This window comes from Pantoea sp. Ft-CA_14 (genome assembly GCF_024520875.1).
Taxonomy (GTDB): domain Bacteria; phylum Pseudomonadota; class Gammaproteobacteria; order Enterobacterales; family Enterobacteriaceae; genus Pantoea; species Pantoea agglomerans.
In genome coordinates this window covers 120,410-141,423 of the sequence record NZ_JALNPM010000013.1, presented here as the reverse complement: position 1 = coordinate 141,423, position 21,014 = coordinate 120,410, and the positions used below count along the sequence as shown (strand labels likewise).

Annotated in this window: 17 protein-coding genes; 12 read left to right on the top strand and 5 right to left on the bottom strand. The window is 58.9% G+C overall.

The features are described from left to right. Nucleotides 1-144: 144 nt before the first annotated feature. Entirely contained in the window at nucleotides 145-1,056 is a 912-nt protein-coding gene (gene rdgC, locus NR195_RS18360) for a recombination-associated protein RdgC (protein ID WP_060679557.1), read from the bottom strand. Nucleotides 1,057-1,202: 146 nt separating this feature from the next. On the opposite strand from rdgC, the gene mak reads away from it, so the two are divergent. After that, nucleotides 1,203-2,114 (top strand): fructokinase, encoded by a 912-nt coding sequence (gene mak, locus NR195_RS18355; protein ID WP_022625152.1) that lies wholly within the window; start codon nucleotides 1,203-1,205, stop codon nucleotides 2,112-2,114. Nucleotides 2,115-2,197: 83 nt separating this feature from the next. Here the strand turns inward: mak and eat are convergent, their stop codons facing one another. Then, nucleotides 2,198-3,562 carry an ethanolamine permease gene (gene eat / locus NR195_RS18350; RefSeq protein ID WP_033766618.1) on the bottom strand — a complete coding sequence of 455 codons (1,365 nt, stop codon included), beginning with the start codon at nucleotides 3,560-3,562 and terminating at the stop codon, nucleotides 2,198-2,200. 249 nt (nucleotides 3,563-3,811) lie between these two features. Between eat and NR195_RS18345 the strand changes: the two genes are divergently transcribed. Continuing rightward, a complete protein-coding gene (locus NR195_RS18345; protein ID WP_010671182.1) occupies nucleotides 3,812-4,816 on the top strand; it encodes a phosphotransferase enzyme family protein in 1,005 nt (334 codons plus the stop codon). Between the two features lie 161 nt (nucleotides 4,817-4,977). Beyond that, the gene (locus tag NR195_RS18340) at nucleotides 4,978-6,045 is read left to right on the top strand and encodes an AraC family transcriptional regulator (protein WP_052272145.1); all 1,068 of its coding nucleotides are present in this window, start codon (nucleotides 4,978-4,980) and stop codon (nucleotides 6,043-6,045) included. Here NR195_RS18340 and NR195_RS18335 read toward each other — a convergent pair. After that, nucleotides 6,042-6,272, bottom strand: a complete 231-nt coding sequence (locus tag NR195_RS18335) for a cell envelope integrity TolA C-terminal domain-containing protein (RefSeq protein ID WP_010255303.1) — start codon at nucleotides 6,270-6,272, stop codon at nucleotides 6,042-6,044. The genes NR195_RS18340 and NR195_RS18335 overlap by 4 nt on opposite strands. A 315-nt stretch (nucleotides 6,273-6,587) precedes the next feature. Here NR195_RS18335 and NR195_RS18330 point away from each other — a divergent pair, with 315 nt between their 5' ends. From NR195_RS18330 to NR195_RS18320, 3 genes are read left to right on the top strand one after another with little or no spacing between them, the layout of a single operon-like run. Continuing rightward, on the top strand, nucleotides 6,588-7,265 hold the full coding sequence (locus tag NR195_RS18330) for a CsgG/HfaB family protein (protein WP_033756751.1): 678 nt from the start codon (nucleotides 6,588-6,590) through the stop codon (nucleotides 7,263-7,265). 11 nt (nucleotides 7,266-7,276) lie between these two features. After that, complete coding sequence (locus NR195_RS18325) at nucleotides 7,277-7,636, top strand: DUF4810 domain-containing protein (protein ID WP_060679567.1); 360 nt, start codon at nucleotides 7,277-7,279, stop codon at nucleotides 7,634-7,636. After that, a complete protein-coding gene (locus tag NR195_RS18320; protein ID WP_031593975.1) occupies nucleotides 7,633-8,286 on the top strand; it encodes a DUF799 domain-containing protein in 654 nt (217 codons plus the stop codon). The genes NR195_RS18325 and NR195_RS18320 overlap by 4 nt, the downstream gene beginning before the upstream one ends. Before the next feature lie 29 nt (nucleotides 8,287-8,315). On the opposite strand, the gene NR195_RS18315 is transcribed toward NR195_RS18320, so the two are convergent. Together NR195_RS18315 and sbcD are read right to left on the bottom strand one after the other, a co-directional pair. Then, nucleotides 8,316-11,990, bottom strand: a complete 3,675-nt coding sequence (locus tag NR195_RS18315) for an AAA family ATPase (RefSeq protein WP_256844800.1) — start codon at nucleotides 11,988-11,990, stop codon at nucleotides 8,316-8,318. Further along, on the bottom strand, nucleotides 11,987-13,186 hold the full coding sequence (gene sbcD, locus NR195_RS18310; RefSeq protein WP_167429837.1) for an exonuclease subunit SbcD: 1,200 nt from the start codon (nucleotides 13,184-13,186) through the stop codon (nucleotides 11,987-11,989). The genes NR195_RS18315 and sbcD overlap by 4 nt, the downstream gene beginning before the upstream one ends. Before the next feature lie 197 nt (nucleotides 13,187-13,383). Here sbcD and phoB point away from each other — a divergent pair, with 197 nt between their 5' ends. The 6 genes from phoB (at nucleotide 13,384) to proY (ending at nucleotide 20,747) form a co-directional block, all read left to right on the top strand. Then, nucleotides 13,384-14,073 carry a phosphate response regulator transcription factor PhoB gene (gene phoB, locus NR195_RS18305; protein ID WP_003852491.1) on the top strand — a complete coding sequence of 230 codons (690 nt, stop codon included), beginning with the start codon at nucleotides 13,384-13,386 and terminating at the stop codon, nucleotides 14,071-14,073. A 14-nt stretch (nucleotides 14,074-14,087) separates the two neighbouring features. Continuing rightward, nucleotides 14,088-15,401 carry a phosphate regulon sensor histidine kinase PhoR gene (gene phoR, locus NR195_RS18300; protein ID WP_010255313.1) on the top strand — a complete coding sequence of 438 codons (1,314 nt, stop codon included), beginning with the start codon at nucleotides 14,088-14,090 and terminating at the stop codon, nucleotides 15,399-15,401. A 19-nt stretch (nucleotides 15,402-15,420) separates the two neighbouring features. Then, nucleotides 15,421-16,341, top strand: a complete 921-nt coding sequence (locus NR195_RS18295) for a PstS family phosphate ABC transporter substrate-binding protein (protein ID WP_031293116.1) — start codon at nucleotides 15,421-15,423, stop codon at nucleotides 16,339-16,341. A gap of 165 nt (nucleotides 16,342-16,506) precedes the next feature. Then, nucleotides 16,507-17,613, top strand: a complete 1,107-nt coding sequence (locus NR195_RS18290) for a cobalamin-independent methionine synthase II family protein (protein WP_256844799.1) — start codon at nucleotides 16,507-16,509, stop codon at nucleotides 17,611-17,613. Between the two features lie 391 nt (nucleotides 17,614-18,004). Further along, the gene (gene brnQ / locus NR195_RS18285; protein WP_256844798.1) at nucleotides 18,005-19,324 is read left to right on the top strand and encodes a branched-chain amino acid transporter carrier protein BrnQ; all 1,320 of its coding nucleotides are present in this window, start codon (nucleotides 18,005-18,007) and stop codon (nucleotides 19,322-19,324) included. Nucleotides 19,325-19,394: 70 nt separating this feature from the next. Continuing rightward, nucleotides 19,395-20,747 (top strand): proline-specific permease ProY, encoded by a 1,353-nt coding sequence (proY, locus tag NR195_RS18280; protein WP_031593969.1) that lies wholly within the window; start codon nucleotides 19,395-19,397, stop codon nucleotides 20,745-20,747. Nucleotides 20,748-21,014: the final 267 nt, after the last annotated feature.

The following is a 21,014-nucleotide window of genomic DNA, read 5'->3' as shown; positions in this document are numbered from 1 at the left end:
GAACCGCGCAGCGGCGCGAGGACCGCCAGCCCCTGAGCGGCACCAGACTGCGTTATCACCTGTCGCTTAACTGACTGACATTACCGCTTAGCGGCCATTTTTTTGGCGAATATCGTCTGTCAGGATGATTCTGCCGGTGACTGATTAACGCTGGGCTTCGCCGCCGAGCGCTTCTACCAGATTGCTGGTCAGTGCGGCCAGTTCGCTGGTCATCAGAATAAAGTCCGCATCAAAGCGCTGTGCAAAATCTTCGCGGTCAATATCGTCGTTCTGGTCGCGCAGCGTGTCGCTGAACTTCAGGCGTTTGATTGAACCGTCATCGGCCAGCATAAACTGAATGCGCTCCTGCCAGTCAAGCGCCAGTTTGGTTACCAGCTTGCCCGCTTCGATGTGGTTGGCGATCTCATCGCACACCAGATCCTGTTTCTTGCAGCGGATAACGCCGCCATCTTCCAGCAGCGCTTTCAGCTCCGCTTCATCCATCAGGGCGAAACCGGCTGGAACGTCACCCGAACGCACCCATTCGGTCAGGGTCAGTTCAATCGGGCTTTCCAGCGTCAGCGGCACCACCGGCAGTGAGCCCAGGCTTTTGCGCAGTAGCGCCAGGGTATCTTCCGCTTTTTTTGCGCTGGCACAGTCAACCATAATCAGGTTGTTGACCGTGTCGATCCAGAGGTAGGTCTGGCTGAAACGGCTGAAGGCGCGCGGCAGCAGGCTGTGCAGCACTTCATCTTTCAGCGAATCTTTTTCGGTCTTTTTGAGCTTGCGGCTCTGCTCAGATTCCAGCTTGTCGATTTTCGCTTCCAGCGCCTGTTTCACCACCGGCGAGGGCAGGATTTTCTCTTCTTTGCGGGCGCAAATCACAATCTGGCCTTTGTTTTCATGGGTCAGCGCATCGCTGCGGTTGCCCATCGGCGAGACCCAGCCGGTCTTGCTCATATCCTGACTGCCACACGGTGAAAACGTGAAGGCGTCGAGCTGCTTTTCCATCTCATCTGCGGACAGTGGAATGTCACGATTCAGACGATAAACCATCATATTTTTAAACCACAACATCGGGATTCCTTACCGTGGCGCGATCGGGCGCACAAGTCTGCGAGAGTCAGCGCGCATGATAGCGAAACATCGGAGTGGTTTCATTGCCTTTCCGGCAGACGCCTTTTACTGTATCTCTCACCTGAACGAATAACGAGGACGTAATCTTGCGCATAGGCATAGATCTGGGTGGCACCAAGACAGAAGTGATCGCATTGTCGGATAAGGGAGAGGAGCTGTTCCGCCACCGGGTGAATACCCCGCGTGATGACTATCAGGCAACGGTACAGGCGATTGTCGATCTGGTCACGCTGGCGGAGCAGAAAACCGGCGAAACCGGCACGGTCGGCCTCGGTATTCCCGGCACGCTTTCGCCTTACAGTAAGCGGGTAAAAAATGCCAACTCCACCTGGCTCAACGGTCAGCCGCTGGATAAAGATCTGGCGCAGGCGCTGAACCGGGAAGTGCGTATCGCCAACGACGCCAACTGCCTGGCGGTGTCGGAAGCGATCGACGGTGCCGGTGCCGGACAGTCGCTGGTGTTTGCCGTGATCATCGGCACCGGATCGGGCGCCGGTGTGGCGATCAACGGTGAGTCGCGTATCGGGGGCAACGGCAATGCCGGTGAGTGGGGCCACAATCCGCTGCCGTGGATGGATGAGGATGAGCTGCGCTACCGTCAGGAAGTGCCCTGTTATTGCGGGCAGCAGGGCTGTATTGAGACCTTTGTTTCAGGCACCGGTTTTGGTATCGACTATCAGCGGCTGAGCGGCGTACATCGCAAAGGTGCGGAGATCGCCTCGCTGCTGGCGCAGCAGGATCCGATCGCCGAACTGGCGATGAGCCGCTATGAGTTGCGGCTGGCAAAATCGCTGGCGCAGGTGGTAAACCTGATCGATCCCGATGTGATTGTACTGGGCGGTGGGATGAGCAATGTGGATCGTCTCTATCAGACCGTGCCGGTGCTGATGAAGAAGTGGGTATTTGGCGGGGAGTGTGAAACGCCGGTGCTGAAGGCGCAGCATGGCGACTCCAGCGGCGTACGCGGTGCGGCGTGGCTCTGGCCGCTTAACGGCTGAGTTACCCGAGCATCCGCTGACGATTCAGCGCCAGAGAGACCCGGCGCTGAATCGTTAACCCAAGGCACTCACCCGCGCCGCTTTTATTCGCCGACCAGCATACTGTCCTGCGGCGCCCGATCGCGCTGCGCTTTGGTGGCGAGGAAGTAGAGATAGCCTGCCAGCATGATGGCGAAAAACAGCGCGCCTATCACCGGATTAAACCACAGCATCGCCAGCAGACAAACCACCGACAGCAGCAGGGCGATGCCCGGAACAATCGGATAGCCCGGCGCGCGGAAACTGCGGACCATCTCCGGCGCGCTGCGGCGCAGTTTAAACAGACTCAGCATACTCATGATGTACATCACAATCGCGCCAAATACCGCCATGGTGATCATCGCCGCCGTCAGCGTCATCCCCTGCAGATTAATCACACCATCGCTGTAAATCGCCGCGATACCCAGCACGCCGCCGAGAATAATCGCCCGATGCGGGGTCTGGAAACGCGACAGTTTGGCCAGAGAAGGCGGCAGATAGCCCGCGCGTGCCAGGGCAAAAAACTGCCGTGAATAGCCGAGGATGATGCCGTGGAAGCTGGCAATCAGGCCAAACAGTCCGATCCATACCAGCATATGCATCCAGTTAGAGTGTTCGCCGACAATCATTTTCATCGCCTGCGGCAGCGGATCGTTAATGTCGGCAAGTTTGCGCCAGTCGCCCGCGCCGCCCGCCATCAGCATCACGCCAATCGCCAGCACCACCAGCGTCAGAATTCCGCTGATGTAGGCGCGGGGAATGGTCCGGGTCGGATCTTTCGCCTCTTCGGCCGCCATCGCCGCGCCTTCAATGGCCAGGAAAAACCAGATGGCAAAAGGAATGGCGGCGAAAATCCCGGAGAAGGCGGGCAGTCCGAAGCTGTCACTGCCTGCCCAGCCGTGCGCGGCGAAGTTCGCCAGGCTGAAGCCGGGTGAAACCACACCCATAAACACCAGCAGTTCAATCACCGCCAGCACCGTCACAACCAGTTCAAACATCGCCGCCAGTTTTACGCCGAGAATATTCAGCGTCATAAACACCAGGTAAGCCCCGACCGCCGCAGTCTTCGGGTTCAGTTCGGGATACTGCACGTTGAGATAAGCCCCAATCGCCATGGCAATCGCCGGTGGCGCAAAGACAAACTCAATCAGCGTCGCCAGACCGGCAATCAGTCCGCCGGTTTCGCCAAAGGCGCGGCGACTATAGGCAAATGGCCCGCCTGCATGGGGGATCGCGGTGGTCAGTTCGGTGAAGCTAAAAATAAAGCAGGTATAGAGCGTGGCGATCAACGCGGTGGTGACCAGAAATCCCAGCGTGCCCGCCACGGCCCAGCCGTAACTCCAGCCAAAATATTCGCCTGAAATGACCAGGCCAACCGCAATCCCCCACAGATGCAGGGTGCCCAGAGTGGGCTTGAGTCTGTTTGTCATACTGTTATCCCCGTCGTTGTTGGCTTCGCGCGGCGTTACACCGCCATTACGCTACAGTAAGGGGATAATGCCGTTGCATTACTCGCCACGACTTGACGCGGGCGCAGTGACTTCTGTTCTCCACGGTCAACTCACAGGCAACAACCGGGCCAGCTGCACGCTGCGGTCAACTTTGTCTCTTCCGGAGTCAAGCAGCTCACCTTCTGGCAACGCATGCTGAGATAACGCAAGTGACAAGGAGCCGGACTGATGAGCGCTAAACAATATGACAACCTGACTGATTCCCAACTCACCCTGATGGCGCAGCAGGCGCTGGCCTGTTATCCCGCCGCGCTGCAGGGCCAGCTCAGCCTGCTGTGCCGCTCAGAGAACGCCACGTTTCTGCTGCAGGCGGCAGGCCGGCGTTATGCGCTGCGACTGCATCGCGGCGATTATCATCAAAAAGCCGACATCGTCAGCGAACTGCTGTGGCTCAATGCGCTGCGCGAAACCGGCATTATGGTGCCGGAAGCGGTGCCGGACAAAGAGGGCGAAACCGTGCTGACGCTGCGGCTGCCGGAGGGCGGTGAACGCTACGTGGTGCTGTTTCACTGGATCGACGGAGAGATGCCGACCACCGACGTCGATCCCCGCGCTTTTCAGCAGCTCGGCCAGATCACCGCGCGGCTGCATCAGCACAGTAAACAGTGGCAGCCGCCTGCGGGTTTCCAGCGCATCATCTGGGATCACCACACCATGACCAGCGCAGAGAGTCACTGGGGACGCTGGCAGGATGCGCCGAATCTGAATCCTGCCGATCACGGCGTGGTAGAGCAGGCGATAAGCCAGGTCGGCGCGGCGATGACGCAGTTCGGTAAAGGATCGGATCGCTATGGCCTGATCCACGCCGATCTGCGGCTGACCAATCTGCTGCTGCACAAGGGCGAAACGCGGGTGATCGATTTCGATGACTGCGGGCTAGGCTGGTATCTGCACGATCTGGCGGCGGCGATCAGTTTTGTTGAGCATCATCCGCGCGCGCCAGAGTGGATCGATCACTGGATCCGCGGCTATGAACAGGTGGCGCATATCAGCGATGCGGAGATGGCCATGCTGCCCGCGCTGTTAATCCAGCGTCGTATCCAGCTCACCGCGTGGGTGGGATCACATGCCGAAACCGAAATGGCGCGCAGCCTGGGATCGGCGTGGGCCAGCCACTCGGTCCGCCTCTGCCGCCGTTATCTGGAAGGTGAGCAGCTGCCGGTCGGCGTCTGATGCACCAGCGGCGGGCGTCGCTGCGCCGCCGCAGTGCCCTGCGCGTACCCGCGCGCCGCCCGGACAGCCCGCAGGCGGCGCGTCGGGCATCAGGGACCTGGTATGGAAATTGCTCGGATAGGAGTAACGGGTGATCCACCTGAATTCTGACTGAGGCGACCATGAATCCGACACTGATAAAGCCCGATGCGTTTGCGGCCTGCTCGGCAGCGGCGGGGGCAGGCAATCACGGCGTGCTGGCAGCGGCGGCGACCGGCTTAGGCGACTTTATTCATACCCAGGGCGGCGATGTTGATCGTATCTTCGGCATCAGCGGCATCGATCCGGAGCGCCTGGCCAGTCCGACGCTCAGCCTGGGGCTGGTTAACTACTGTCGGGTGCTGGAAGAGGCGGCGCGTCACTCCGGTTTTGATAACTTCGGTTTGCACTACGGCAGGCAGTTTAAACCGCAGTCATTAGGCCTGATCGGCTACATCGGTTTGTGCTCCGCCACGCTGGAACAGGCGCTGCATAATGTGGTCAACGCATTTCCCTGGCATCAGCACGACACCTTAACCCGGCTGGTGGATAAGGGAGAGTGCTGGCGGCTGGATTATCAGGTGCGACATGGCGCGATCCTGTCGCGCCGACAGGATGCAGAGCTGACGCTGGGGATGTTTATGAATCTGATCCGCCACGTGGCAGGCAGACACTGGGCACCGCGCGAAGTCCACTTTGAACATCCGCGTCCCGGCCAGTGGCACGATCACTGCAAAGTGTTTGATGCGCCGGTCTGGTTCGATCAGCCGTTTAACTCACTGGTGATCCCCAGGCGCGATCTGCTGCGCGCCATGCCGGAGAGCGATCCGATCCTGTTAATGGTGATGCAGGATGCGATCCGGCGGCTTAACCGTGTGACGTCGCAGCAGAGCATGATTGAGCAGGCGCGTTCGCAGGTTAATTTATCGCTGATGCAGGGTGAGCCGGTGCTGGAAGAGGTGGCGGATAAGCTCGGACTGTCGAGCTGGTCACTGCAGCGGCGGCTGCGCGAAGAGGGCAGCAGCTTTACCGCGCTGGTCGATCAGGTGCGCTGCGAAATGGCGACACACTATCTGCAGCAGAAGCAGCTGCCCATCTCTGAGATGGCGCTGCTGCTGGGCTACTCGGAAGTCAGCGCGTTTTCACGCGCCTTTCGCCGCTGGTTTGGCATCAGTCCGCGCCAGTGGCGTCAGGAAGGTCTGGCCAGCTAACCGCGCGGCGCAAAGCCGAACCACGCCGGTTGTCCAGGCTCCGGCGGCGGCGGCAGATCGCGGGTCTGCGCGACCAGTTGCCAGGCGCGCAGGCAGAGCGCTTCATCACCCTGCGTCTGGGTCACCGCATAATGTCTGCTGTGTGGTTGCCACTCCATCCGTACCAGACATTGCTGACCGGCGTAACGCGCCGCATCGCTGAACTGCCGGTTCAGTACTGGCTGCATTTGATTAGTCCAGTGACAGGATTGGCTGTCAGGATCTTTCGACGGCTGACAGAGGTTTGCCACGCTATCCCGTTGCTTTGTCACAGGTTGCTGACAGGCGCTGAGCGAAATTGCAATAATCACCCCCGGCAACATTCTCATCGTTATATTAATTAAATTCATTTAACTGGCCAACTTTCCTTAAAGATCTTCCGGTCTGCTGCCGACAGTCTACAGACCGGCATCATGAATGCTATGGCATTACTCCGACTGTCGTCAGAACCAGAATTTACCGCCCTGGCGCGGGTTACATCTCTTTCACTTCATGGATTAGAAATGCAGAAAAAATATGCCTTTGCGGCACTCTCCCTGTTAACGGCCTCGCTCATCAGCGGCTGCGCCACTGAATCTTCCCGCGCTATTCAGGCCCCCCAGGTTCGCGCGGCCAGCCAGCCGGTTTATCAGGGCGTGCGCAGCCCGATTGCGGTGGGTCAGTTCGATAACCGCTCCTCCTATATGAACGGCATTTTCTCTGATGGTGTCGATCGGCTGGGCAATCAGTCAAAAACCATTCTGATTACCCATCTGCAGCAGACCAACCGGTTCAGCGTGCTGGATCGCAGCAACCTGAAAGAGCTGCAGCAGGAGTCGGACTTCAAACGCAGCCAGCAGAATATCAAAGGCGCGAACTTCATCATCACCGGTGATATCACCGAGTTTGGCCGCAAAGAAGTGGGCGATCAGCAGCTGTGGGGCATTCTGGGCCGCGGCAAAACGCAGATCGCCTATGCCAAAGTGAATCTGAACGTAGTGGATGTCACCACCTCAGAGGTGGTCTACAGCACCCAGGGCGCGGGCGAGTATCAGCTCTCCGCACGTGAGGTCATCGGCTTTGGTGGCACCAGCAGCTATGACTCAACGCTGAACGGCAAAGTGATGGATCTGGCGATTCGCGAAGCGGTCGATCACTTAGTGGATGGAATCAACAACGGCGCATGGCGTCCGGCTAAATAAGGAAGCAGTAAATGAAGGTGATGACACTGAGCAGCCTGCTGATTGCAGCGGCGTTGCTGGCAGGCTGTGCGCCAAAAGCGCCGAAAACGATCTATTACTGGGGCGATTATCAGCAGCAGGTTTACAGTTACTATCAGCCGGGCAGCGATCCGCTGAAGCAGATCGATGCGCTGAATCTGGACATTGAAAAAGCCCGTGCCGTTAACCAGCCGGTTGCGCCTGGCCTGCACGCCCAGCTTGGTTTGCTCTATGCCAAAACCGGCGATACCAATAAAGCCTTTGGTCAGTTTGCCACCGAGAAGCAGCTGTTTCCCGAATCGGCACCTTACATGGATTTTCTGATGAGTAAAAAACAAGGAGTGGTACGGTGAAAAAACTGATTGCCCTCGGCGGCGTGCTGATGATGCTGCTGCTGACCGGTTGTGCGACGAAAAAACCGTATGACTACAGTGCGTTCCGTGCCAGCAAGCCCGCCTCGATTCTGGTGCTGCCGGCCGATAACACCTCGCCGGATATCAATGCCGCGCACAGTCTGACCTCGCTGGTGACGCGCCCGCTGGCCGAAGCCGGTTACTACGTCTTCCCGGTGGCAGTGGTTGAAGAGACCTTTCAGCAGAATGGCCTGACCAGTGCCAGTGACGCCCAGGCCGTCAGCGCGAAGCGTCTGAATGAGATTTTCCACGCCGACAGCGCGCTCTATATCTCGATCAGCGAATATGGCAGCAGCTATCGGGTCATTGACAGCGTGACGATCGTAACCGCCAAAGCACGGCTGGTGGATCTGCGCAGCGGCAAAGAGATCTGGCAGGGTAAGGCCAGTGCCAGCGACAGTGAAGATGGCAACAACAACAACGGTGGACTGGTCGGCATGCTGGTCAGTGCGGCGATCAAACAGATTGCCAGCAACGTGACTGATAAAGCGCACACCGTGGCCGGACTGACCAGCAATCGTCTGCTGGCACAGAACGAGCAGGGCGGGTTACTCACCGGCCCTCGCTACAAGCTCGTCAGCGCCCGCTGATTGCACGTAAACGGGCGCTGCGGCGCCCGTTATCCCTGCGGCAGTTCCAGCTGGCTGTAACCCAGCCCATTCATCTTGCGTACTTTAATCTGTACCGGAATACGCTCCTTCATCGCTTCCACGTGACTGATGACCCCAATGGTTTTGCCGCTGGCGTTGAGTGCATCGAGTGCATCCAGCGCGGTGTCCAGCGTCTGCGCATCCAGCGTGCCAAATCCCTCATCCAGAAACAGCGATTCGATGCGCGTTTTGTGGCTGACCAGATCCGACAATGCCAGCGCCAGCGCCAGACTCACCAGGAAGCTCTCACCACCCGACAGCGTGCGGGTATCGCGCGCCGCATCGGCCTGCCAGGTATCGACCACATCCAGCTCCAGCAGATCCTGCGCCCGTCGCTGCAGCAGATAGCGGCCATGCAGCCGATCGAGCTGACGGTTAGCCAGGGCCACCAGGTGATCCAGCGTTAAGCCCTGGGCGAAGCGCCGGAATTTATCGCCGCTGGCGGAGCCAATCAGATCGTTGAGCAGGCTCCACTGCGCCAGCGTCACACCATCCTGTTCAATCTGCGTCATCAGGCTTTGCTGGCGCACACGAAGGCTGGCATCGCTGTGCAGCTGCTGCTGAATCTGACCCTGCTGGCTGGCGTTGTCGCGCAGTGCCAGCCGTAACTGCTCCAGCTGTTGCGCCAGCGCTTCGGTGGATTCCGGCATCGCAGCGGGTTTCGCCTGCTGATGGAGACTGAGCCGCTGACGCAGATCCGCCAGTCGCGCCTGCTGCTGCTGGCATTGCTGATCGAGCTGCTGCAACTGCTGACGCAGTTGCACTGCGGTCTGCTCATCCAGCAGCGCCGCGCGCAGGCTGGCTTCATCCGCGAATCCGGCGCTCTCCAGTGCCTGCTGCAGCGCGCTTTCCGCCTCTGCCAGTTTGCTATTGAGCGTCTGCCGCTGATTTTCCAGCCCCGAAAGCTCACCCTGCAGGCGACTGACCTCGGCCTGCGCCTGTTGCAGGGCAGTGAGCTGCTGTGCCAGTTGTTCATCAGCCTGCTGAACGCGAGCCTGTATCTGCTGACGGGCGTGGGTGACCTCGCGGTCGCCAAACAGCGCCTGACGGGCACGGCGCATCTCGCTGAGCTGCGTCTGGCGCTGGTTTTGCTGCTGCTGACGAGTGGTGAGCTGCTGCTGCTCCAGTTCTGCCTGCTGTTGCAGGGCAGTGAGCTGGGTTTCCCCCTTTAACAACTGCGGTTGCAGGTTAGCGAGCAACCGCTCACTTTCCTGCCAGCGCTCCCAGCGCCGCTGCTGTTCTGTCAGCCATGCATCGCGATGGGCGGCGTCGGGCAGGGCAAGGTTGTGTGCACTGAACTGCTGCTCCAGACGACTCTGCAATTGCGCCATGGCCTGCTGTTCCTGCTGCTGACGCTGTTGCAGCGCATCCAGCGCCTGTTGCAGGCTGGACAGCGACTGCTGCGCCAGCTGTTCTGCCTGCAAATGCTGCTGCCAGGCCTGTGACTGCTGAAGATAGTAATCCTTTGCGGCCTGACGCGCCTGTTCGGCGGCTTCCTGCGCCTGTCGCTGTTGCTCAAGCTGGCTTTCACGTTCGCTTTGCTGCTGCTCCCACGCGGTTAAGGTATCCCGATCGGCGAGCGGGAAGGTAAGTGCCAGCTCACCGCTCAGCGCCTGCCATTGCTGCTCAAGCCGATCGAGCTGTTGCTGCATCTCCGCGATTTCATCGCGCAGGGTCTGCTGCTGCACGGCTGACTGTTTCAGCTGTTCGCTTTTTGTCGTGCCCGCTTCGCGCAATGCCTCAGTTTGTTGCTGCAGTGCAGCCCGGCGCTGCTGGTTAGCACTTACTTCCAGCGTGCTGTAGGCCTCAACGGCGGGATGCGTGCAGGAGCCGCACAGCGGACAGGGCTGATCGGCGACGAGCCGGGCGCGGTAATCGCTGAGATCGACAATCTGCTGCTCCAGCGCGCAGATTTTTTCGACATCATCCAGCTGCTGTTTTTCGCGTTTCCACGTTTCGCGCAGGGCCTGGAGTTCCGCTTCACTCTGCTGATGCGCTTTTGCGAGCGCGATAAGCCGCTGCTGGCGCTGGCCCAGCTGCTGGTGCAGCGGCTGCCACTGGGTTGAAAGCAGCAGCAGTTGCTGACGAGCCGGACGGCTGTTCTGCAACTGGCTTAATGCCTGACGCAGTGCGGCAGGCGGATGCTGTTCCTGTAGCGAAGTTAGTACTTGCTCCGCCTGCGAGAGCGCCTGGCGGGCCTGTTGCTCCGCCTGCTGGCGCGGGAGCGCCTGTTCTGCCTGCTGCTGCTGTTCCGCCTGCTGGGCAGCGATCTGTCGCTGCTGCTGCTCGCGCTGTTGCGCCAGTCCGGCCAGGGTCGCTTCACGCTGCGCCAGCAGGGCAAAGTTCTCCTGCCACACCGGCAGCGAAGCGCCCCATTGGGCGAGATCGGCAAGCTGCTGGCGTAACTGATGCTGTTCGGCAATCGCCTGCTGCCATGTCTCAACCTGGCGCTTCTGCTCTGCCAGGCTGGCCTGTGTCTGATCAGCATGCTGCTGCTGTCGGGCATTTTCCTGCTGCTGCTCCGCAAGCTGCTGCTGCAGTGCGCTGATCCGCTGATCCAGCGGCAGCACCTGTTCTGTCAGCAGACTTTCCTGCTGCTGCTGTTCCTGCAGCGCCTGCTGGCGGGCACTCTGGGTCGTCGCGTAGTGCTGCTGATGCTGCTGCTGTTGGCTCTGCGCCTGCTGCTGCGCCGCCGTGAGTTGCTGACAGCGGCTCACGACCTGCTGCTGTTCGGTGCGTAACGCGTCGCGCTGCTGCAGTTTTACCCGCAGCTTTTCAGCCGGTTCGCTGCGTGCCAGCCGCTGACGATCGGCTTCTGCCGCCAGGGATGCGGCCTGGGCCTGCTGCAGCGCGACGTCAGCCTGCGCATCTTCCTGCTGTAACTGCTGCGCCTGCTGTTGCCACTGCTGCTGTTGCTGCGCCTGCTGATAGTGCGCGCTGAGCTGCTGTTCCGCATCGGTCAGATCGGTGAGCTGCTGTTGCAGCGCGGCGCGTGCGTCGCTATCCAGCAGCGCCATCGCTCCCGCCTGGCTGCGCAGCAGATCCAGCTGGGTTTTTGCCTCTTTGTGGCGCTCGTAGATGGCGGCGGAAATCAGACCGTAAATTTCGGTGCCGGTCAGCTCCTCAAGCAGTTCCGCGCGCTCACTGGCTTTGGCATTGAGAAAGGCGGCGAACTGGCCTTGTGACAGCATCATCGAGCGGGTAAACCTTTCGAAATCGAGCCCAGAGAGGGTTTCGATCAGCTTCAGCTTGTCACCGACTTTGTCGGCAACAATGATGTTGTCGGCGCAGCGTGCCAGCTCAACGCGCGGCGCCTGAAGTTTGCCGTCGGCAGTGCCGCGCGCGCGGTTCTGGCTCCAGAAGGCGCGCCAGGCTTCTCCTTTGATCTCAAACTCCACCTCGGCCAGACATTCGGCACAGTCGCGGGTCATCAGCGCATTCTGGCTCTGTGAAATCGCGCCCAGGCGCGGTGTCTGGTGATAGAGCGCCAGGCAGATGGCGTCCAGCAGGGTGGTTTTACCGGCGCCGGTGGCACCGGTAATGGCGAACAGGCCGTTGCTGGCGAAAGGTTCGGCGCGGAAGTCGATGAACCATTCACCGCGCAGGGCATTGAGGTTTTTGAACCGTAGCGTGAGGATCTTCATTGGGTCTCTTCCATGGCGGCCAGCGTCTGGCGGAACAGGGTGGTCATCTCGGCGATTTGCTCTGGTTGCAGCTCCTCATCCAGCGCCAGCCGGCGGGCAAAGACCTCCTCCACCTTCAGCTCACTCAGGGTTTCGTTGTCGAGCCGCGCCAGGCTCTGTTGCCGCTGTTCACGGCTGCGGCGGAGCAACAGGACTTCGACCGGCAGCGTGGCGGTCAGGGTTTCTACCTGACGCTGCAGATCGCTGAGGTACTCCTGGGTGGTGACTTCGATGTCGAGCCAGGTCGGCTTCTCCTGCTCTGCCGTGCTGAAGGCATTTAACTGTTCTGCAATCTGCGCCAGCGATCCTTTCAGCACCTGCATCGGCTGCGCCTGTGGCACCACCAGCGGCGTGACTGATTGCAGGCCGCTGGTGGTGAGTTCCAGCAGGAAGACGCTTTTTTCTGTGCCCAGCTCGTCAAAGCTCAGCGGAATCGGTGAGCCGCTGTAGCGGATATGCTCGCTGCCCGCGACGCGCTGGGCGCGATGAATATGCCCCAGTGCGATATAGTCAGCCGCGGGAAACGCGCTGGCCGGAAAGGCATCCAGCGTGCCGATATAGATGTCGCGCACTGAATCGCTCTGGCTGACGCCGACGGTGGTGAGATGGCCGGTGGCGATAATCGGCAGTGCATGGCCCAGCGCCTGGGCGGCGGCGAATCGCTGCTGATAGTGGTGGGCGATCGCTTCCAGCAGCGAGGTCTGCTTGTCGCGTCCCGACTGACCCGCCCGGCTGCGCAGGATATCGCGCGGCCGCAGATAGGGAATCGCACACAGCAGCGCGCCCGGCTCGCCCTGGCGGGTGTTGAGCAGCAGCACATCATCCTTCTCCTGCGGGGTGGCGATCACCCGGGTATTGAGGCAGGCGAGCAGCTCACGCGACTCATTCAGCGTGGCAACGGAATCGTGGTTGCCCGCCAGCACAATCAGCTGACAGCCGCTGGGCTGCAGCGCCACCACAAAGCGGTTGAACATTTCGCGGGCGTAGCTGGGCGGTGTACCGGTATCAAACAGATCGCCTGCGATGATCAACGCATCCACCTGATGCTGTTCAATCTGGATCAACAGCCAGTCGAGAAATGCCTGATGTTCGGCTGCCCGACTTTTGTTGTAGAAGAACTGCCCCAGATGCCAGTCCGCAGTATGAATGATGCGCATGATGAGTCCCTGCCGTTGTGATTCGCCCGGCGATTATACTGGCTCTGCGGCCAAAGCAAAAAATTGTCGCTGCGCTGTCATAAATGATTACCAGTGAGGTTACAGGCAGGTTATGTTTTTCATAAAAGTGTCACAAATCTGACGCATAATGGCGCCGCGAATCTCAGTGACATCCGTCATAATCAGCAGGAGTAATAATGGCTAAGCGCATTTTGGTTGTGGAGGATGAAGCCCCCATCCGTGAAATGTTGTGTTTTGTTCTGGAGCAGAACGACTATCAGCCAATCGAGGCGGAAGATTATGACAGCGCCGTTGGCAAGCTGATTGAACCCTGGCCCGATCTGATTTTGCTGGACTGGATGTTACCCGGTGGCAGCGGTATTCAGTTTATCAAACATCTGAAACGCGAGGCGATGACCCGCGATATCCCGGTGATGATGCTCACCGCGCGCGGCGAAGAGGAGGATCGGGTGCGCGGCCTGGAAGTGGGTGCCGATGATTACATTACCAAGCCCTTTTCACCTAAAGAGCTGATGGCGAGGATCAAAGCGGTGATGCGCCGTATTTCGCCGATGGCCGTGGAAGAGGTGATTGAGATGCAGGGGCTGAGTCTGGATCCCTCCTCACATCGCGTGATGTCCGAAACCACGCCGCTGGAGATGGGCCCCACCGAATATAAGCTGCTGCACTTCTTTATGACCCACCCGGAACGCGTTTACAGCCGCGAACAGCTGCTGAACCACGTCTGGGGCACCAATGTGTATGTGGAAGATCGTACTGTCGATGTTCACATCCGTCGTTTACGTAAAGCGCTGGAAGTGTCCGGCCACGATCGCATGGTACAAACCGTTCGCGGAACAGGGTATCGTTTCTCTGCCCGCTACTAAACGGAGCCTTTACCGTGCTGGAACGCCTCTCCTGGAAGAGATTACTGACAGAACTGCTGCTGGTCTGTCTGCCCGCAGTGCTGCTGGGCCTGCTGTTCGGCGGTCTGCCCTGGTGGCTGCTGCTGAGCGTGCTGACGGTGCTGTTGTGGCATTTTCACAATCTGATGCGGCTGTCGCACTGGCTGTGGCTGGACCGCACCATGACGCCACCGGCCGGGCGTGCCAGCTGGGAACCGCTGTTTTATGGTCTTTACCAGATGCAGCTCCGCAACCGGCGGCGGCGGCGTGAACTGGGCAATCTGATTAAGCGTTTCCGCAGCGGTGCCGAGTCGCTGCCGGATGCGGTGATCCTGACTACCGAAGAGGGCACCATTTTCTGGTGTAACGGCCTGGCGCAGCAGCACCTGGGTCTGCGCTGGCCGGAAGATAATGGCCAGAACATCCTCAATCTGCTCCGTTATCCGGAGTTCTCCCGCTATCTTCGCCAGCGCGATTTCGACAAGCCGCTGACGCTGGTGCTGAACAACAAACTTCACATGGAGTTCCGCGTCATGCCCTACAGCGAAGGGCAGTGGCTGCTGGTGGCGCGTGATGTCACGCAGATGCATCAGCTGGAAGGGGCGCGCCGCAACTTCTTTGCCAACGTCAGCCATGAATTGCGCACACCGCTCACGGTGCTGCAGGGCTACCTGGAGATGATGAACGACTCGGTGATGAGCGAGCCTTCGCGCAGCAAAGCGCTGCACACCATGTCGGAGCAGACGCGCCGCATGGACAGCCTGGTCAAACAGCTGCTGACGCTGTCGCGCATTGAAGCCGCGCCCGCGATCGATCTGAAAGAGAAGGTCGATGTGCCGGTGATGCTGAAACTGCTGCAGCATGAGGCGGCAACGCTGAGTGGCGGCCGTCACGACATCCACTTCCATACCGATCCCCATCTGAAAGTGTTCGGCAACGATGAACAGCTGCGCAGCGCCATCTCCAATCTGGTTTACAACGCGGTAAACCACACACCGGATGGCACGCGAATTGATATCAGCTGGCTGCGCGGCAAACAGGGGGCTATCTTCCGGGTGTGCGATAACGGGCCGGGCATCGCCTCAGAACATATTCCGCGTCTTACCGAGCGTTTCTACCGGGTCGATAAAGCGCGTTCGCGTGCGACCGGCGGCAGCGGGCTGGGGCTGGCGATAGTGAAACATGCTCTGAGCCACCATAACGCCCGGCTCGATATCACCAGCGTGCCGCACAAGGAGACCTGTTTTACCTTTACGCTGCCAGCGAGGTTGATTGTCAGCAGCGTGATGCAGGAGAATGCCGTTCATTAATCGCTGCCGGATCTCCCTGATGCGCATCCTTCTTTTGTTGATCGTTACTCTGCTGCCAGGCCTGGCACTGGCCCAGCCCGGCGCGCTCTCCGGCAATCTCAGCAGCGTCGGATCGGATACGCTGGGTTATCTGATGACGCTGTGGGGCGAAGATTTCAGTCGCCAGGCGCCGGGCGTCAATGTCCAGGTTCAGGCCTCCGGATCTTCTACTGCGCCGACCGCGCTGGCGGCGGGTGCAGCACAACTCGGTCCGATGAGCCGCCCGATGCAGGCAGATGAACGCCAGGCCTTTGAGGCGCGCTACGGCTATCCGCCGCTGGCGGTTCCGGTGGCTATGGATGCGCTGGTGGTAGTGGTGAATCAGCGCAATCCGCTGCAGCAGATTGAACCGCGTCAGCTCGATGCCATCTTCTCGATTACCCGTCTGTGTGGCGCACACAGCGTGCCGCTGCGCTGGGGCGATCTCGGCTTAACCGGCGCGCAGTGGAGCAAACGGCCGATTCAGCGCTATGGACGTAACTCCGCCTCCGGCACATGGGGTTTCTTCAAGCAGCAGGCGCTGTGCAAAGGTGATTTTCGCAGCGACGTGGCGGAGTTTCCCGGTTCGGCCGCAGTGGTGCAGGCGGTGGCCGGTAATTCACGCAGCATCGGCTATGCCAGTTTTGGCTTTCATCTCAGCGGCGTAAAAATGCTGGCGGTGATGAATGATCAGGGGCAGGCGATTACCCCGGATGCCGATGCCATCCGCAGTGGCCGTTATCCCTGGGCGCGCCCGCTCTATCTCTATGTGAATAAAGCGCCCGGCAAACCTTTGCCGCCGCTGGTGGCCGCGTTTCTGCAGCAGGTACTTTCGGCGCAGGGACAGCGGCGGGTCAGCGAAGCGGGCTATCTGCCGCTCTCTGACAGTCAGATGACGCAGGCGCGCGCCGCGCTGCGTTAATCCTCCGAACGTGAATTTTTTTCATCATCACTGAATTTTCTTCAGTTGCAGAAGAAAGCCGCCCATGCCACTCTGTGTTCAGACATGTAGCCATCCAGATGGCTATTTATATCAGGATGCAACTATTTCCTGCCGTCATTACCGGCAGGGGAGACAGGAGTGATCATGCAAAGAGAAACCGCCCCGTTCCGTGCCGATACCGTTGGCAGCTTTCTGCGTCCCGCCGCCATTAAGCAGGCGCGCGAACAGTTTGCAGCCGGAGAGATTGATGCGGCTGCCCTGCGCCAGGTTGAAGATGAGGCGATTCGCGATGTGGTGGCGAAACAGCGGAAAAATGGCCTGAAAGTGGTCACTGATGGCGAGTTTCGTCGCGGCTGGTGGCACTTCGACTTTTTCTATGGCCTGAATGGCGTAGAGCGCTATGAGGCGGAGCAGGGCATTCAGTTTAATGGCGTGCAGACCAAAGCGCATGGCGTGAAAGTGGTGAGCAAACTCGGTTTCCCGACGGATCATCCGATGCTGGCGCATTTCCGCTTCCTGCAGAGTATTGCCGGTGATGCGGTGCCGAAGATGACCATTCCCAGCCCCAGCGTGCTGCACTTCCGTGGTGGCCGCAAGGTGATCGACGCGGAAGTCTATCCCGATCTGGCAGACTACTTCGACGATCTGGCGCAGACCTACAAAGCAGCTATTCAGGCGTTTTATGACGCGGGCTGCCGCTATCTGCAACTGGATGATACCGTCTGGGCTTACCTCTGTTCTGAGGATCAGAAGCGCGATATCCGGGCGCGTGGCGACGATCCTGACCAGCTGGCACAGACTTATGCTCAGGTGTTGAATAAAGCGCTGGAAGGTAAACCTGCCGATCTGACCGTGGGTCTGCATGTCTGTCGCGGCAACTTCCGCTCAACCTGGATCTCTGAAGGCGGCTATGGGCCGGTCGCAGAAATCCTGTTCGGCAGCGTCAACGTGGATGCCTTCTTCCTGGAGTATGACAACGCCCGTTCCGGCGGTTTTGAACCACTGCGTTACATTAAGCCAGGTCATCAGCAGGTGGTGCTGGGCCTCATCACCACGAAAGTGGGTGAACTGGAAGATCCGGCGCAGGTGAAAACCCGGCTGGAAGAGGCGGCGCAGTATGTCAGTCTGGATCAGATCTGCCTCAGTCCGCAGTGTGGTTTTGCCTCAACCGAAGAGGGCAACAGCCTGACCGAGGCGCAGCAGTGGCAGAAGATTCGCTTAGTGGTCGATATCGCGAATCAGGTCTGGTAGTGCTGTAACGTTGTGCAGACAGGCGCGTAAAACGCGCCTTTTGTGTATCTTCAGGCCCGTTTATGCGGGGATTTCTCGCGCTCTGTCTATTATTTAGGCACATCATCTTGTGTGCCTGCTGCAAAAATTAACGCTATCCACTGCCTTTTGAAAAAATGGCGGCATAACCTTCTGGTTTTCCGATCCCGTATTGCCTTTCACCGCTATAAACGTTTTACTTAGCGCCGTTGTCGATCCATCCCTCTGTGAACAGAATAAAAGCAGCTCAAATCACCTGTGCTTTACCCTGCGACGAGCATAATGCGCTGACATTGTCAGCCTGGTCGCGGTTTACACGCAGCGAGGGGACAACACTAACCCAACTTCCACCGCAACATCAGTGACAGGCCGTATGACACATCGTTTAACTTCGAAGGACATTCTCGCGCTGGGCTTTATGACATTCGCCCTGTTTGTTGGCGCGGGCAACATCATTTTCCCGCCCATGGTCGGTATTCAGTCTGGCGAACACGTCTGGACTGCCGCGATTGGTTTTCTGATTACCGCAGTCGGTCTGCCCGTGATGACCGTGATCGCGCTGGCCCGCGTCGGCGGCGGCGTGGATGCGCTCAGCACCCCGATTGGCAAGGTCGCTGGCATCGTGCTGGCCACCGTTTGCTATCTGGCTGTCGGGCCGCTGTTTGCCACACCGCGTACGGCAATGGTCTCGTTTGAGATGGGTATTGCCCCGCTGACCGGTGATGGCGCGCTGCCGCTGTTTATCTATAGCCTGATTTACTTCACGCTGGTGATTGGCGTATCGCTCTATCCCGGCAAGCTACTCGACACGGTAGGGCACTTCCTTGCGCCATTAAAAATTATTGCGCTGACCGTGCTGGGCGTTGCTGCCCTGGTATGGCCCGCCGGCGGCACGGTTCCGGCTACCGCTGATTATCAGCGTGCGGCCTTCTCCAGCGGTTTCGTCAATGGCTATCTGACTATGGATACGCTGGGCGCGCTGGTATTTGGTATCGTAATTGTCAACGCCGCCCGTTCGCGTGGCGTCGATAATGCCGCGCTGCTGACCCGTTATACCGTGCTGGCAGGGTTAATCGCCGGTCTGGGCCTGACGCTGGTCTACCTCTGCCTGTTTAAGCTGGGCGCGGGCAGCGGTGCGCTGGTGGATCAAAACGCTAATGGCGCAGCGATTCTGCACGCGTATGTTCAGCACACCTTTGGCAACATGGGCAGCTTCTTCCTTGCCGCGCTGATCTTCGTCGCCTGTATGGTGACCGCCGTAGGCCTGACCTGTGCCTGTGCGGAATTTTTTGCGCAATACCTGCCGTTATCGTATAAAACGCTGGTGTTTATTCTGGGTCTGTTCTCCATGGTGGTGTCGAATCTCGGCCTGAGCCACCTGATTCAGATCTCCATCCCGGTACTGACGGCAATTTATCCGCCCTGTATCGTGCTGGTGGTGCTGAGTTTCACCCTCAACTGGTGGAATAAGAGCAGCCGGATTATCGCGCCAGCCATGTTAATCAGCTTGCTGTTCGGTATTGTTGATGCGATTAAAACCACCGGGTTTAAAGATTTGCTGCCCGCTTTCAGTCAGAATCTGCCGCTGGCCGATCAGGGTCTCGCCTGGTTGCCGCCGTCGCTGGTGATGCTGCTGATTGCCGCTGTTGTTGATCGGGTGAAAGGGCCGGAACAGGTGACCGTTCACTCGTAGCAGAGAGCACTGATTTTTCTTTAACCACGGGCCTGCCCGTGGTTTTTTCATTTCACAGGTACAGGTTGTTATGCAAGAAACCAACAAGCTCAAACGCGGACTGAGCACGCGCCACATCCGCTTTATGGCGCTGGGATCGGCGATTGGCACCGGGCTGTTCTACGGTTCCGCTGACGCGATAAAAATGGCCGGACCGAGCGTGCTGCTCGCCTATATCATCGGCGGGGCAGTGGCTTACATCATCATGCGCGCACTGGGTGAGATGTCCGTTAACAATCCTCAGGCCAGCTCCTTCTCACGCTATGCGCAGGACTATCTTGGGCCGATGGCAGGCTACATCACCGGCTGGACGTACTGTTTTGAAATCCTGATCGTGGCGATTGCGGATGTCACGGCGTTCGGCATCTATATGGGCGTCTGGTTCCCTGAGGTGCCGCACTGGATTTGGGTGCTGAGCGTGGTGCTGATCATCGGTGCCGTCAATCTGATGAGCGTGAAGGTGTTCGGCGAAGTGGAGTTCTGGTTCTCCTTCTTCAAAGTCGCCACCATTATCGTGATGATTCTGGCCGGTTTCGGCATGATCATCTGGGGTCTCGGCAACGGCGGCCAGCCGACCGGCATCCACAATCTCTGGACTAACGGCGGCTTCTTTGCGCACGGCGTAGTCGGTATGCTGCTGTCGCTGCAGATGGTGATGTTTGCCTATGGTGGCATCGAAATCATCGGTATCACCGCCGGTGAAGCGAAAGATCCGGAGAAGTCGATTCCGCGCGCCATCAACTCGGTGCCGTGGCGCATTCTGGTGTTCTACGTCGGCACGCTGTTTGTGATTATGTCGATCTACCCGTGGAATCAGGTGGGCACCTCGGGCAGCCCGTTTGTGCTGACCTTCCAGCATCTGGGCATTGCGGCGGCCGCCTCTATCCTCAATTTTGTGGTGCTGACCGCGTCACTCTCGGCGATTAACAGCGATGTGTTTGGCGTGGGCCGCATGCTGCACGGGATGGCGCAGCAGGGACATGCCCCGAAGGTCTTTATGAAGGTCTCTTCGCGCGGGATCCCGTGGGTGACGGTGGTGGTGATGATGTTCGCCATGCTGATTGCGGTTTATCTCAACTACCTGATGCCGGAAAAAGTCTTCCTGGTGATCGCCTCGCTGGCGACCTTTGCAACGGTGTGGGTCTGGATCATGATTCTGCTGTCGCAGATCGCGTTCCGTCGCAAAATTGGTAAAGAGGCCGCCAGTAAGCTGCAGTTTGCGCTGCCAGGCGGCAGCTGGACTGCTGGCGTCGGCGTAGCCTTCCTCTGCTTTATTATCGGTCTGATTGGTTATTTCCCCGATACCCGCATTTCCCTCTATGTCGGTATGGTGTGGATAGTGGTGCTGCTGCTGGGCTATAAGCTGGTTCGTAAACCCCGCTAATCTCCTGTTCTGCTCTCTCATTCGTGGGGGAGCAGAACACGCTATTTCCCGCGCTTTTATATTCCTGCTCATCTGATTATTTATGTGACCCAATCCACAATATGGAATCCTGTTATCAGGAGCAAAACGCCTGCCTGCGAAATAAGTTTATGTCCCGGTTTATATCCATGAATGCGTATTTTAATTGGCAGTGAATGTGGCCGATAGTGATAACCGGGCAGGGGCGATAAGGGAGATTCAGAGGAGTGAGCGTGCAGTCACACAGGC